Origin of the sequence: Pseudomonas sp. Irchel 3E13 (assembly GCF_900187455.1) — a bacterium.
In the GTDB taxonomy this organism is placed as follows: Bacteria; Pseudomonadota; Gammaproteobacteria; order Pseudomonadales; family Pseudomonadaceae; genus Aquipseudomonas.
In genome coordinates this window covers 87,906-100,679 of sequence record NZ_FYDX01000006.1, presented here as the reverse complement: position 1 = coordinate 100,679, position 12,774 = coordinate 87,906, and the positions used below count along the sequence as shown (strand labels likewise).

Genomic DNA, 12,774 nt, shown 5'->3' with positions numbered 1-12,774 from the left:
CTGTTGGGTCAAGTGTTCTTCAGGTATCTGTGTGGTGAAGTCAGCAATAACGCCGCTGCCCCCAGGCCAGAACTTCTTCCAGCATCTGCCGCAGCACCACCTGGGTCGGCTGCGCCAGATCCTCCCGATACCTGAACGGCTCCACCTCTTCCATATAAGTGCTCTGCGCCAGTTCCAGTTGCACCGCATGGATGTCATTGGCCGGATCACCGTAATGCCGGGTGATGTGCCCGCCCTTGAAGCGCCCGTTCAGCACATGGCTGTAGCCCTGGGCCTCGCCGCACACCGCTTGCAGCCGCTCGGCCAGTTGCGGATCACAACTGGCGCCATTGAAGGTGCCGAGGTTGAAGTCCGGCAGCTTGCCGTCGAACAGGTGCGGCACATGGGAGCGGATCGAATGAGCGTCCCAGAGCAGCGCATACCCGAACTGCGCCTTCAGCCGCGCCAGTTCCTGGCGCAGGGTGTCGTGGTACGGGCGCCAGATCGCTTCGAGGTAGGCGGCGCGCTCGGCGCTCGACGGCACCTGCCCTTCTTCGAACAGCGGCTGGCCGTCGAACAGGGTCGCCGGGAACAGGCCGGTGGTCGCGCCCGCATATAAAGGTTGGTCGTCTTCCGGCCGGTTGAGGTCGATGACGAAACGCGAGTACTCGGCGGCAACGATGCTGGCGCCCAGTTCGCGGGCGAAGTCGTACAGCCGGGGGATGTGCCAGTCGGTGTCCGGCAGGCTGCGCGCCGGGTCAACCAGTCCGCGCTCGACCGCCGGGGCCAGGCGCAGGCCGGCATGCGGCATGCTGATCAGCAGCGGCAGCGTGCCCTGATGAAAACTCAAAACCTTATCCATCGTTGCTTGCCTCAGTCAGTCAGTTCAACGCCGTGGCGTACCACGCGCTTGTCCAGATCACCGCCCAGCCAGTAGCAGAGGTCGGCTGGCCGCTCGATATCCCACGCAACGAAGTCGGCGACCTTGCCGACCTCCAGCGAGCCGTGGCTGTCGCCCAGGCCCAGCGCCGTGGCGGCGTGCTGGGTGACGCCCGCGAGCGCTTCTTCCGGGGTCATGCGGAACAGGGTGCAGGCCATGTTCAACATCAGCCGCAACGACAACGCCGGCGAGGTGCCGGGGTTGAGGTCGCTGGCGATGGCGATCTTCACGCCGTGCTTGCGCAGGGCGTCCATCGGCGGCAGTTGGGTTTCCCGCAGGAAATAGAAAGCACCGGGCAGCAGCACCGCGACGGTGCCAGCGGCGGCCATGGCGATGGCGTCGTCTTCGGTCATGAATTCCAGGTGATCCGCCGACAGCGCCTGATAACGCGCCGCCAGGCTGGAACCGGCCAGGGACGACAACTGCTCGGCATGCAGCTTCACCGGCAGCCCCAGCGCCTGCGCCTTGATGAACACCCGCTCGACCTGCGCCGGGGAAAACGCCAGGTACTCGCAGAAAGCGTCCACCGCATCCACCAGCCCCTCGGCGGCCAGCGCCGGAAGCATCACTTCGCAGATGTGCTCGATGTAGTCATCACTGCGCCCGGCATATTCCGGCGGTAAAGCGTGGGCGGCGAGGCAAGTGGCGCGCACGGTCAGCGGCAGGCTTTCGCCAAGGCGCCGGATGACCTTGAGCAGCTTGCGCTCGCTGTCCAGGTCCAGGCCGTAGCCGGACTTGATTTCCAGCGTGGTCACGCCATCGCGCATCAATGCCCGCACCCGGCGCAGAGCGCTGCTGTACAGCTCATCCTCGCTGGCCGCGCGGGTCGCGCGCACGGTGCTGGCGATGCCTCCGCCCTGGGCGGCGATTTCGGCATAGCTGACACCTTGCAGGCGTTGCTCGAACTCACCGCTGCGGTTGCCACCGAACACGGCGTGGGTGTGGCAGTCGATCAGGCCCGGGGTGACCCAGGCACCGCCCAGGTCCACCCGCTGCTCGATGCCCGGATCCGACAGCGCCTGACGCGGGCCGATCCACTCGATGCGTCCGCCGGCGGTGATGATGGCCGCGTCGTCGATGACCGAGTAGACGCCTTGGGCCATGCGTGCCACATGGCAGTTGTGCCAGAGGGTCTTCATCCACAAGTCTCCGTCAGGTCAGGCTCGGCAGGATGCCGACAGGCAGCAGACCGGTCAGCCGGCCTTCGGCGAGCAGTTCCACGGCAATCTCGATGTCGGGGGCGAAGAAGCGGTCCTTGTCGTAGTGCGGAACGCGCTCACGAAGAGTCTTGCGGGCTGCTTCCAGCTTGGCCGAGGTCTTCAGGCCGGTGCGCAGGTCCAGGCCCTGGCAGGCGCCCAGCCATTCGATGGCGAGGACGCCGCGAGTGTTTTCGGCCATTTCCCACAGACGTTTGCCAGCAGCCGGGGCCATCGAGACGTGGTCTTCCTGGTTCGCCGAGGTGGGCAGGCTGTCCACGCTGTGCGGATGGGACAGCGCCTTGTTTTCGCTGGCCAGCGCCGCCGCAGTGACCTGGGCGATCATGAAGCCGGAGTTGACCCCGCCGTTCTCCACCAGGAAAGGCGGCAGTTGCGACATGTGCTTGTCCATCATCAGCGAGATGCGCCGCTCGCTCAGCGAGCCGATCTCGGCAATCGCCAGGGCCATGTTGTCGGCGGCCATGGCCACGGGTTCGGCGTGGAAGTTGCCGCCGGAAATCACGTCACCCTGTTCGGCGAATACCAACGGGTTATCGGAAACGGCGTTGGCTTCCACCGCGAGCACTTCGGCGGCCTGGCGCAGTTGGGTCAGGCAGGCGCCCATGACCTGGGGCTGGCAACGCAGGGAGTACGGGTCCTGGACCTTGCCGCAGTTTTCGTGGGAAGCGGAAACCTCGGTGCCGTCGGTCAGCAGGTCGCGGTAGCAGGCGGCCGCGTCGATCTGGCCGCGCTGGCCGCGTGCGGCATGGATGCGCGCATCGAACGGCGAACGGGAGCCCAGCACCGCTTCGACGGTCAGGCCGCCACAGGCGATGGCCGCGGCGAACAGGTCTTCGGCTTCGAACAGGCCGCGCAGCGCGTAAGCCGTCGAGGCCTGGGTGCCATTGAGCAGCGCCAGCCCTTCTTTGGCCGCCAGCGTCAGCGGCTTCAGGCCCGCAACCGCCAGCGCGTCCACGGCCGACAGCCACTCGCCCTTGTAGCGGGCCTTGCCCTCGCCCAGCAGCACCAGCGACATATGCGCCAGCGGCGCGAGGTCGCCGGACGCGCCGACCGAGCCCTTGAGCGGGATATGCGGATACACCTCGGCGTTGACCAGGGCGATCAGCGCGTCGATCACGGTGCGGCGAATGCCGGAGAAACCACGGCTGAGGCTGTTGATCTTGAGCACCATGATCAACCGCACCATGGCGTCATCCAGCGGCTGGCCGATGCCGGCGGCATGGGACAACACCAGCGAGCGCTGCAGGTTTTCCAGATCGTGGGTGGCGATACGGGTCGAGGCCAGCAGGCCGAAGCCGGTGTTGATGCCGTAGGCGGTGCGGTTCTCGGCGAGGATCTGCTCGACGCAGGCAACGCTGGAGTCGATCTGCGCGCCGGCGCTGGCGGCAAGGCTCAGGCGCACCGGGGTTTTGTAGATACCACGCAATTCGGCGAGGCTGACCTGGCCGGGATTCAAGTTGAAGACGTTCATGTTCTGGCTCCTTGTCGTGGTTCAGAGCAGCGCCGGCAGCACGCGCTGCGGCAACTGCGGCTGTTTGAGCAGCGCGGCCGCGCTGGCGATATCCGGTGCCAGCCAACGGTCCTGCTGATAGGCCGGAACCTGTTCGCGCAGCAACTGCCAGGCGCGTCCGGTGCCGGCGCCGAAGCGCTGCTCCTTGAGAAATTCGAAGGCCTGGCCCGCCAGCAGGTACTCGATGGCGAGGATCTGCGTGCAGTTTTCCAAGGCGCGGTGCAGCTTGAGCGCGGCACTGGTGCCGAGGCTCAGATGATCTTCCTGCAGGCCCGAGGTGACGTAGTTGTCGAGCACCGCCGGTTGCGCCAACTGGCGGTTCTCCGCGCACAGCGAGGCGGCGACGTACTGCACGATCATCATCCCGGAGTTGACCCCGGGCTCTGCGACCAGAAACGCCGGCAAACCGCTGACGTGCGGGTTGACCAGACGGTCCAGGCGACGCTCGGCGATCGAGCCGGTTTCGGCGATCGCCACCGCCAGCAGGTCGGCGGCCATGGCCACGGACTGGCCGTGCGGGTTGGCCTGGGACATGACCCGGAAGTTGTCCGGCGTGCCGAGCAGCAACGGGTTGTCAGTGGCGGAATTGAGCTCGGTCTCGATCTGCTTCGCCGCGTGGGCCAACTGGTCGCGGGCGGCGCCGTGGACCTGCGGAATCGAGCGGATGCTCAGGGCGTCCTGGGTGCGGATGCCCTTGCTGCTGGCGATCACTTCGCTGCCCTCGAGCAAGGCTCGCAGGTTGCTGCCGACCTGCTGCATGCCAGGGTGCGGCTTGAGCGCGATGATTTCGGCGTCGAACGCGGCGATCTGCCCGCGCAGGGCTTCGAAGCTCATGGCCGAGATGACGTCGGCCCATTGCAGCAGGTGCGTGGCATCGGCCAGCGCCAGGCAGCTCAGGCCGGTCATGCACGGCGTGCCGTTGACCAGGCACAGACCGTCCTTGGCACCGAGCACCACGGGTTTCAGTCCTTCCTCGGCCAACGCCTCGGCGGCCTCGACGATACGCCCGCGATAGCTGACCTTGCCTACGCCCAGCAGGCAGATGCCGACATGGGCCATGTGGGTCAGGTAGCCCACCGACCCCTGGGACGGCACTTGCGGGGTGATGCCGCGTTCCAGCAGCGCCAGCAGTGCTTCGACCACCGGCCGCTGGATGCCGGACTTGCCGTGGCTGTAGTTGGTGATGGCGGCGCAGATGATCGCCCGGGTCTGTTCGTCCGGCAGTACCGGGCCGACGCCACAGGCATGACTGAGCAGGGTGTTGCTCGACAGCCGGCTCAGTTGCTCGCCTTGCAGCGCAACGTTGCACAGCGCGCCGAGGCCGGTGTTGACGCCATAGGCGCGCTCGCCGCTTGCGACGATGCGCCGGACGATGCCCTGGGCATTCTCGATCCGCGCCCAGGCGCTGTCGGACAGCGAGAGGACGGCGCCGTGGCGGGCCACGGCGACGATGTCCTGCCAACGCAGCGGCGCGTCGGCGATCACGACATTCTCAGGTTGCTGCATGTCAGCCCTCATACGGTGGCGGCGCGGCGCTGGACGAAACGGTCGACGTACTCGTCCGCCGGGTTGTGGAGGATTTCTCGCGGCGTGCCGACCTGGATCAGGCGGCCGTCCTTGAGGATCGCGATGCGGTTGCCGATGCGCACGGCTTCATCGAGGTCATGGGTGATGAACACGATGGTCTTGTGCAGGGTCTTTTGCAGCTCCAGGAGCTGGTCCTGCATTTCGGCGCGGATCAGCGGGTCGAGGGCGCTGAACGCTTCGTCCATGAGGATGATGTCGGTGTCCGCCGCGAGGGCGCGGGCCAGGCCGACACGCTGGCGCATGCCGCCGGAAAGTTGGTGCGGCCAGGATTTCTCGTAGCCTTTCAGGCCCACGGTGGTGATCCAGTGCTGGGCGCGCTCGGCGCACAGTTGCTTGCTTTCGCCGCGAACCTTCAAGCCGTAGGCGACGTTGTCGAGCACGGTCTTGTGCGGCAGCAGGCCGAAGCTCTGGAAGACCATGCTGATCTTGCGCCGGCGAAACTGGCGCAGGGCTTCCATGTCGTACTGCATGATGTCTTCGCCATCCACCAGGATCGCCCCGCTGGTGGGGTCGATCAGGCGGTTGAAGTGGCGCACAAGGGTCGATTTGCCGGAACCGGACAGGCCCATGATGACGAAGATTTCGCCAGCGCCGATGGACAGCGACAGGTCATTGACCCCCACCACGCAACCGGTTTTCGACAGTACCTGTTCCTTGCTGTGGGACTCGCGGATCAGTTGCAGCGCTTCGTCGGCACGCTGGCCGAAGATCTTGAAGACGTTCTTCACTTCGATCTTGTTCATCGCCTGGGTACTCATTTGCTCACCTCATGCCGCGCCCGGCCGTAGGCCTGGGTAATACGGTCGATCACCACCGCGAGAATCACGATTGCCAGGCCCGCTTCCAGGCCGCGGCCGACGTTCAGGGTCTGGATGCCCACCAGCACGTCTTCGCCCAGGCCACGGGCGCCGATCATCGAGGCGATCACCACCATCGACAGGGCCATCATGGTGGTCTGGTTGATCCCGGCCATGATGCTCGGCAGGGCCAGCGGCAGTTGCACGCCGAACAGTTGCTGCCAGCGGTTGGCACCGAAGGCGTTGATCGCTTCCATGACTTCACCGTCGACCTGGCGAATCCCCAGGTCGGTCAGGCGGATCAGCGGCGGCGCGGCGTAGATCACCGTGGCGAAGATCGCCGGCACCTTGCCCAGGCCGAACAGCATCAGCACCGGGATCAGGTACACGAAGCTGGGCATGGTCTGCATGATGTCCAGCAGCGGCATCAGCACCGCGCGCAGGCGATTGCTGCGGGCTGACAGGATCCCCAGCGGGATGCCGATCAGCACCGAGATCAGCGTCGCCACCAGCATCAGCGCCAGGGTCTGCATCAGTTTGTCCCAGAGCCCCACCGCCCCCACCAGGAACAGCAGGCCGACGATCACCACGGTTGGCAGGATGCGCCGGGTCGCGTGCCAGGCAATGGCGCCGACGATCGCCAGCATCAGCCACCACGGCGTGGCGCGCAGCAGGCCTTCGAGGTTGACGATGGCCCAGAGCAGGGTGTCGGAGATCTGCCGGAACACATCACCGTAGTTGGTCACCAGCGCATCGACCCAGCCGTTGACCCAGTCGGCGATGGAGAAGGTAAAGTTTTCGGGGAACATAGGGTTCACTCGTCAGGTAGAAGGAGTAGCTCAGAGCGCTGCGTCGATTTTCTTCGCCGCCTCTTCGCTGACCCACGCATGCCAGATTTCAGGATGTTCCTTGAGGAAGGCTTTCGCCAGCTTCGGCGACTCGATCCGCTCTTTGGTCATGCGCGCCAGATTCTGGTTCAGCAGGTCGATCGGCAGGTTGACCTTTTCCAGCACGGCGACCAGTTCCGGCGCCTGCTCGTGGAACGCCTTGGATAGGCCGACCTTGATGGTCACGGTCTTGTCGACGCCGGGTTTCTCGTCCAGCTTTACCAGGTCCACCTGGCCCATCAGCGGGGTTGGCGTCCAGTAATAGAAGAGGATCGGCTCGCCACGCTTGTAGCTCGACAGCACCGCCGCATCCAGGGCCGGGCCGGTGCCCGGACGGAAATTGGTGTAGCTCGACTCGAGGCCGTAGTCCTTGAGCATTTCGCTGTTGTCCAGCTCGCAGGTCCAGCCCGCCGGGCAATTGTAGAAGCGGCCTTTGCCGGGTTCTTCCGGGTCCTTGAAGACCGACGCGTACTGGCCCAGGTCGGCGATGGCCTTGAGGTTGGGCGCCTTGGCGTCGAGCTTGCGCTTGGCATCACCCTCGATCACATAGCGCGGCACGTACCAGCCTTCCACCGCACCCACCACCGGCGCGCCGACACCGACTACCTTGCCGGCGGTCTCGGCCTTCTTCCAGACCTCGCTGCGACCCACCCACTCCTCGGCGAATACCTGGATATCGTTGGTGCCCAGGGCGTTTTCCATGGTGATGGAGTTACCCGGCAGGCTGTCGGTTTCGCAGCCGTAGCCGTTTTTCAGCACGAACTGCATGACGTCGGTCAGCAGCATGCCGCTTTCCCAGTTCAGCCCGGCGAACTTCACCGGTTTGCCGGATTCGCACCAGCCCGCGGCCTGGCTGCCCCCCGAGAGACTCAACAGGCCAAGGGCACACAGCGACGCAAGCAGGGTCTTGTTGGTTTTCATTGCATGACGCTCCCAAACAGGAAAGTGGATATCGGCAGTTCAGCGGCCTTTCAGCCAGGCGTCCGGTCGTCCCTTCCATGAAACGCCGCGGCGGGGGCCACCGGTAGAGGCCCCCGCGACGCGGATCAGCCGGTGATCATCGGCAGGTTCAGGCCCTGCTCTTTGGCACACTCGATAGCAATGTCATAACCGGCATCGGCATGACGCATCACGCCGGTGCCCGGGTCGTTGGTCAGTACGCGGGCGATACGCTCGGCGGCCTCGTCGGTGCCGTCGCAGACGATCACCATGCCCGAGTGCTGCGAGAAGCCCATACCCACGCCACCACCGTGGTGCAGCGAAACCCAGGTCGCGCCGCTGGCGGTGTTCAGCAGGGCGTTGAGCAGCGGCCAGTCGGACACGGCGTCGGAGCCGTCTTTCATCGACTCGGTTTCACGGTTCGGGCTCGATACCGAGCCGGAGTCCAGGTGGTCGCGACCGATAACGATAGGCGCGGACAGCTCGCCGCGACGGACCATTTCGTTGAACGCCAGGCCAAGCTTGGCGCGCAGGCCCAGGCCAACCCAGCAGATACGCGCCGGCAGACCCTGGAAGCTGATGCGCTCGCGCGCCATGTCCAGCCAGTTGTGCAGGTGGGCGTCGTCCGGGATCAGTTCCTTGACCTTGGCGTCGGTCTTGTAGATGTCTTCGGCGTTGCCCGACAGCGCGGCCCAGCGGAACGGCCCGATGCCACGGCAGAACAGCGGACGGATGTAGGCCGGCACGAAGCCCGGGAAGTCGAAGGCATTGGCGACGCCCTCTTCCTTGGCCATCTGGCGGATGTTGTTGCCGTAGTCGAAGGTCGGGATACCTTGCTTCTGGAAGTCGAGCATGGCCTGGACGTGCACGGCCATGGATTGCTTGGCGGCCTTGACCACTGCGGCCGGCTCGGTCTTGGCGCGGTCGCGGTATTCGTCCCAGCTCCAGCCGGCGGGCAGGTAGCCGTTGAGCGGGTCGTGGGCGCTGGTCTGGTCGGTGACCATGTCCGGGCGCACGCCGCGCTTGACCAGTTCCGGGAGGATTTCGGCAGCGTTACCCAGCAGCGCGATGGAGATGGCCTTGCCTTCGGCGGTGTACTTGGCGATGCGCGCCAGGGCGTCATCGAGGTCGTTGGCCTGTTCGTCGACGTAGCGGCTGCTCAGGCGGAAGTCGATGCGGCTCTGCTGGCATTCGATGTTCAGCGAGCAGGCGCCGGCCAGGGTCGCGGCCAGTGGCTGGGCGCCGCCCATGCCGCCGAGGCCGGCGGTCAGCACCCACTTGCCTTTGAGGCTGCCGTTGTAGTGTTGGCGACCGGCTTCGACGAAGGTTTCGTAGGTGCCCTGGACGATGCCCTGGCTGCCGATGTAGATCCAGCTACCGGCGGTCATCTGGCCGTACATCGCCAAGCCCTTGGCATCCAGTTCGTTGAAGTGTTCCCACGTGGCCCAGTGCGGCACCAGGTTGGAGTTGGCGATCAGTACACGCGGCGCATTGGCGTGGGTCTTGAACACGCCGACCGGCTTGCCCGATTGCACCAGCAGGGTTTCGTCGTCATTCAGGTTGGTCAGGCTCTCGACGATCTTGTCGTAGCACGCCCAGTTGCGCGCGGCACGGCCGATACCGCCGTATACCACCAGTTCCTTCGGGTTCTCCGCCACTTCCGGGTCGAGGTTGTTCATCAACATGCGCAGCGGCGCTTCGGTCAGCCAGCTTTTGGCGGTCAGCTTGTTGCCGCGGGGTGCACGGATTTCGACATCACGGAATTTGTTCAGGTTGTTGTCAGTCACGAAAGGGCTCCTCGAGCATCTATCCAATCCCAACCCAGGCAGTGGGCCAGCGGTGATAACCGTTTTACGAACAGCGTGGAGGGGATGGCCTATCCACTCATACGCACACATCTTTACTTGTACATACAAGCATATGCAATTGAATTGCCAAGTCCGCAAAACGCTTGATGAAAAAAATCCCCCAGGGGCTTCAAACCCTTGTGGATCAAGGCGCAGAAATCTTGCAAAGAAGGTGGGAGGACAGCGGAAGGCGGTGCGAGGACCAAGGCGGCATTGCGCCACCTTGGGGCATTCGGTAACAGAATGTGCGGGCGTGGTGCGTTACACGGAAACAGGGATGAGTTCGATCAGGCAGCAACGACCGGTGATATCCAGCTCGCGCAATTGCGTGTTGTCGTGCAGGTAAAGGCAGTCGTAAAGACCGAGTGTCTGCAACGGATGGCCGCTGACGCCGACGTCCAGCGCGGCCTGGGCACTGAACAGCAACACCGTGCTGGCGGAGCTGAATACCCGGCTGTAGCCGCTGAACCACTGCAGGCGCGCACGGTAACGCTGCGGCGCGTAGATCAGGTTGAAGTCACGGATCGGACCGCCCAGCAGGCGGCAACTGACCTGGCTCTCGCCGCTGAACACATAGGCATCGAACGGCAGCAATGCGCGGCTCTGCTGGCCATCCACCTGCAGGACCATGCCGTCGCCCTGCAACACGCTGATGATCCGCTGGTAACCGGCAAAACTGGAGAATCCACCGGACTCCTCGATATCGGCAATCGACAGGCGCCAGCCGAAACCGTCCAGGCCTTCGCCGGCATCGCGGGTGATTTCTTCGGTGCTGCCACCGCCGTTCTTCCAGGGCATGCGCGGGTAATCGGCGGCACGTAGCAGGGTCAACTCAGTCATTTGCTGAAGCGTCCTTCGAGACGATGGCGGGAACCGGGGTGGATCAGGCGGGCGGCGGTCACCGGTTGGCGACCGGACCAGGTGCGGCGGCGAATCAGCAGGCAAGGCTCGCCTTGTTCGATCTGCAGCAGCTTGCACTCGTCAGGCTCGGCGAGGATCGCCTCGACCACATGCTCGCCCTCGGTCAGCGGCGCGACCTGGGAGAGATAGGCGTAGGGCGTCTGCCGGGTGAAATCCTGCTGGAGGTAGTCGGGCGCGATCTGCGCGTTGACGTAACGGTCTTCGATCTGCACCGGCACGCCGTTTTCGTAATGCACGATCAGCGAATGGAACACCCGCTGGCCTTCGCGCATGTCCAGCGCCAGGGCGCGCTCGGAGCCGGCGGCCTCTTCGGTCAGGGTCACCACCCGGCAGGTGTGCTGGTGATCGCGGGCGGCGATTTCGTCGGCGATGTTGTTCACATCGAACAGCGCCGAACGGGTCTTGGGTTCAGCCACGAAGGTCCCGACGCCCTGCATGCGCACCAGCAGCCCTTCGGCGGTGAGTTCGCGCAGGGCACGGTTGATGGTCATGCGACTGAAGCCCAGCTCACTGACCAGCTCGCTCTCCGACGGCACCCGGTGGTGCGGCGGCCAGGTGCCGTTCTCGATCTGCTGGACGATCATTTGTTTGACCCGGGCATACAGCGGCGCCGGCCCCTCGCCCATCTGGGCAACCAGCGTGGAGACAGGAGGTTTCGGCACAGGAAAAGTCCTTGTTCTATTGAATGAACGGTAGCTTGCCGGAGTTTACCCAGCAGGCAAACGTCTGTATATGTATATACAAATAAACAAAACGAGGTGTCGTGTCGATGTCCGTCTTCTTTGCCGAACGCGCTCTGTTGCCCAGTGGCTGGGCTGAAAACGTCCGAATCGAGGTCGGCGCCGACGGTCTGCTGACCCGGGTGCAGGCCAATGCCGAGGCCGACGGCGCCGAAAAGCTCGGCGGACCGCTGCTGCCGGGGATGCCCAACCTGCACTCCCACGCCTTCCAGCGCGCCATGGCCGGCCTCGCCGAAGTGGCGGGCAATCCCAACGACAGTTTCTGGACCTGGCGCGAACTGATGTACCGCCTGGTAGGAAAGATCAGCCCCGAGCAGCTCGAAATCATCGCCCGCCAGCTCTACATCGAGATGCTCAAGGCCGGCTACACCTCGGTCGCCGAATTCCATTACGTCCACCATGATCCGCACGGCAACGTCTACGCCGATCCGACCGAGCTGTCCCGACGCATCAGCGCGGCGGCCCGGCAGAGCGGTATCGGCCTGACCCTGCTGCCAGTTCTCTACAGCCACTCGGGCTTCGGCGGGCAGGCGCCCAACGAGGGTCAGCGGCGGTTCATCAACAGCACCGAGCAGTACCTCGACCTGCAATCCCGGCTGAAACCGCTGCTGGCCGCCCAGCCCGCGCAAACGCTGGGTCTGTGCTTCCACTCACTACGCGCGGTGACGCCGGAGCAGATCGCCACGGTCATGGCGGCCAGCGATAGCGCCTGCCCGGTGCACATCCATATCGCCGAACAAAAGAAAGAAGTCGACGACTGCCTGGCCTGGAGCGGACGCCGGCCGTTGCAGTGGCTGTATGAAAACGTCGAGGTCGATCAGCGCTGGTGCCTGGTCCACGCCACCCATGCCGAGGCCGACGAAGTCAGCCTCATGGCCCGCAGCGGCGCGGTGGCCGGCCTGTGCCTGACCACCGAAGCCAACCTTGGTGACGGTATCTTCCCGGCGGTGGATTTCCTCGCCGAAGGCGGACGCCTGGGCATCGGTTCCGACAGCCATGTGTCACTGAGCGTGGTGGAAGAACTGCGCTGGCTGGAATACGGCCAACGCCTGCGCGACCAGCGGCGCAACCGCTTGTACGGCACCAACCAGCCGATGGTCGGACGCACGCTGTTCGACGCGGCACTGAGCGGTGGCGCCCAGGCGCTGGGGCAGCCGGTGGGTGAACTGGCGGTGGGCAAGCGGGCGGACTGGATCGTGCTGGATGGGCTGGACCCGTATCTGGCGACGGCCAGTGACGACAACATCCTCAACCGCTGGCTGTTCGCTGGCGGGGATCGCCAGGTGCGGGATGTGATGGTCAACGGGGCCTGGGTGGTGCGCGAAGGCCGGCATGACGGACAGGAAGACAGTGCGCGGGCGTTTGCCGGGGTATTGAGGGAATTGCTGGGTTGAATTTCAGGGCCTCATC

The 12,774-nt window shown here is 64.9% G+C and carries 11 protein-coding genes; 1 reads left to right on the top strand and 10 read right to left on the bottom strand.

Annotated elements, in window-relative coordinates; translation table 11 throughout:
* Positions 1 to 40: 40 nt before the first annotated feature.
* From hutG to hutC, 10 genes are all read right to left on the bottom strand, one after another.
* A complete protein-coding gene (gene hutG / locus CKW37_RS11580) occupies positions 41 to 841 on the bottom strand; it encodes an N-formylglutamate deformylase (protein ID WP_095155826.1) in 801 nt (266 codons plus the stop codon).
* A gap of 11 nt (positions 842 to 852) precedes the next feature.
* Positions 853 to 2,058 carry an imidazolonepropionase gene (gene hutI, locus CKW37_RS11575; RefSeq protein WP_095155825.1) on the bottom strand — a complete coding sequence of 402 codons (1,206 nt, stop codon included), beginning with the start codon at positions 2,056 to 2,058 and terminating at the stop codon, positions 853 to 855.
* Positions 2,059 to 2,071: 13 nt separating this feature from the next.
* On the bottom strand, positions 2,072 to 3,607 hold the full coding sequence (gene hutH, locus CKW37_RS11570; RefSeq protein ID WP_095155824.1) for a histidine ammonia-lyase: 1,536 nt from the start codon (positions 3,605 to 3,607) through the stop codon (positions 2,072 to 2,074).
* A gap of 21 nt (positions 3,608 to 3,628) precedes the next feature.
* Positions 3,629 to 5,152 carry a histidine ammonia-lyase gene (gene hutH, locus CKW37_RS11565; RefSeq protein ID WP_095155823.1) on the bottom strand — a complete coding sequence of 508 codons (1,524 nt, stop codon included), beginning with the start codon at positions 5,150 to 5,152 and terminating at the stop codon, positions 3,629 to 3,631.
* Positions 5,153 to 5,160: 8 nt separating this feature from the next.
* The gene (locus CKW37_RS11560; RefSeq protein WP_095155822.1) at positions 5,161 to 5,991 is read right to left on the bottom strand and encodes a glycine betaine/L-proline ABC transporter ATP-binding protein; all 831 of its coding nucleotides are present in this window, start codon (positions 5,989 to 5,991) and stop codon (positions 5,161 to 5,163) included.
* Positions 5,988 to 6,839, bottom strand: coding sequence for a proline/glycine betaine ABC transporter permease (locus CKW37_RS11555; protein ID WP_095155821.1), 852 nt, complete (start codon positions 6,837 to 6,839; stop codon positions 5,988 to 5,990). The genes CKW37_RS11560 and CKW37_RS11555 overlap by 4 nt, the downstream gene beginning before the upstream one ends.
* Positions 6,840 to 6,869: 30 nt before the next feature.
* A complete protein-coding gene (locus tag CKW37_RS11550) occupies positions 6,870 to 7,838 on the bottom strand; it encodes an ABC transporter substrate-binding protein (protein ID WP_095155820.1) in 969 nt (322 codons plus the stop codon).
* 125 nt (positions 7,839 to 7,963) lie between these two features.
* Positions 7,964 to 9,643, bottom strand: a complete 1,680-nt coding sequence (gene hutU / locus CKW37_RS11545; RefSeq protein ID WP_095155819.1) for a urocanate hydratase — start codon at positions 9,641 to 9,643, stop codon at positions 7,964 to 7,966.
* A 321-nt stretch (positions 9,644 to 9,964) separates the two neighbouring features.
* Entirely contained in the window at positions 9,965 to 10,543 is a 579-nt protein-coding gene (locus tag CKW37_RS11540) for a HutD family protein (protein ID WP_095155818.1), read from the bottom strand.
* Entirely contained in the window at positions 10,540 to 11,250 is a 711-nt protein-coding gene (hutC, locus tag CKW37_RS11535) for a histidine utilization repressor (RefSeq protein ID WP_177431605.1), read from the bottom strand. Before hutC ends, CKW37_RS11540 begins: the two co-directional genes overlap by 4 nt.
* A gap of 143 nt (positions 11,251 to 11,393) precedes the next feature.
* Here hutC and CKW37_RS11530 point away from each other — a divergent pair, with 143 nt between their 5' ends.
* Entirely contained in the window at positions 11,394 to 12,758 is a 1,365-nt protein-coding gene (locus CKW37_RS11530) for a formimidoylglutamate deiminase (RefSeq protein WP_095155816.1), read from the top strand.
* The last annotated feature ends 16 nt before the right edge of the window (positions 12,759 to 12,774 follow it).

Bases quoted from the DNA above. Each gene is read 5' to 3' on its own strand.
- hutC (WP_177431605.1), bottom strand. From the start codon at position 11,250: ATGGGCGAGGGGCCGGCGCCGCTGTATGCCCGGGTCAAACAAATGATC.
- CKW37_RS11530 (WP_095155816.1), top strand. From the start codon at position 11,394: ATGTCCGTCTTCTTTGCCGAACGCGCTCTGTTGCCCAGTGGCTGGGCT.
- CKW37_RS11550 (WP_095155820.1), bottom strand. From the start codon at position 7,838: ATGAAAACCAACAAGACCCTGCTTGCGTCGCTGTGTGCCCTTGGCCTG.
- hutH (WP_095155823.1), bottom strand. From the start codon at position 5,152: ATGCAGCAACCTGAGAATGTCGTGATCGCCGACGCGCCGCTGCGTTGG.
- hutG (WP_095155826.1), bottom strand. From the start codon at position 841: ATGGATAAGGTTTTGAGTTTTCATCAGGGCACGCTGCCGCTGCTGATC.
- CKW37_RS11560 (WP_095155822.1), bottom strand. From the start codon at position 5,991: ATGAGTACCCAGGCGATGAACAAGATCGAAGTGAAGAACGTCTTCAAG.
- hutI (WP_095155825.1), bottom strand. From the start codon at position 2,058: ATGAAGACCCTCTGGCACAACTGCCATGTGGCACGCATGGCCCAAGGC.
- hutH (WP_095155824.1), bottom strand. From the start codon at position 3,607: ATGAACGTCTTCAACTTGAATCCCGGCCAGGTCAGCCTCGCCGAATTG.
- CKW37_RS11555 (WP_095155821.1), bottom strand. From the start codon at position 6,839: ATGTTCCCCGAAAACTTTACCTTCTCCATCGCCGACTGGGTCAACGGC.
- CKW37_RS11540 (WP_095155818.1), bottom strand. From the start codon at position 10,543: ATGACTGAGTTGACCCTGCTACGTGCCGCCGATTACCCGCGCATGCCC.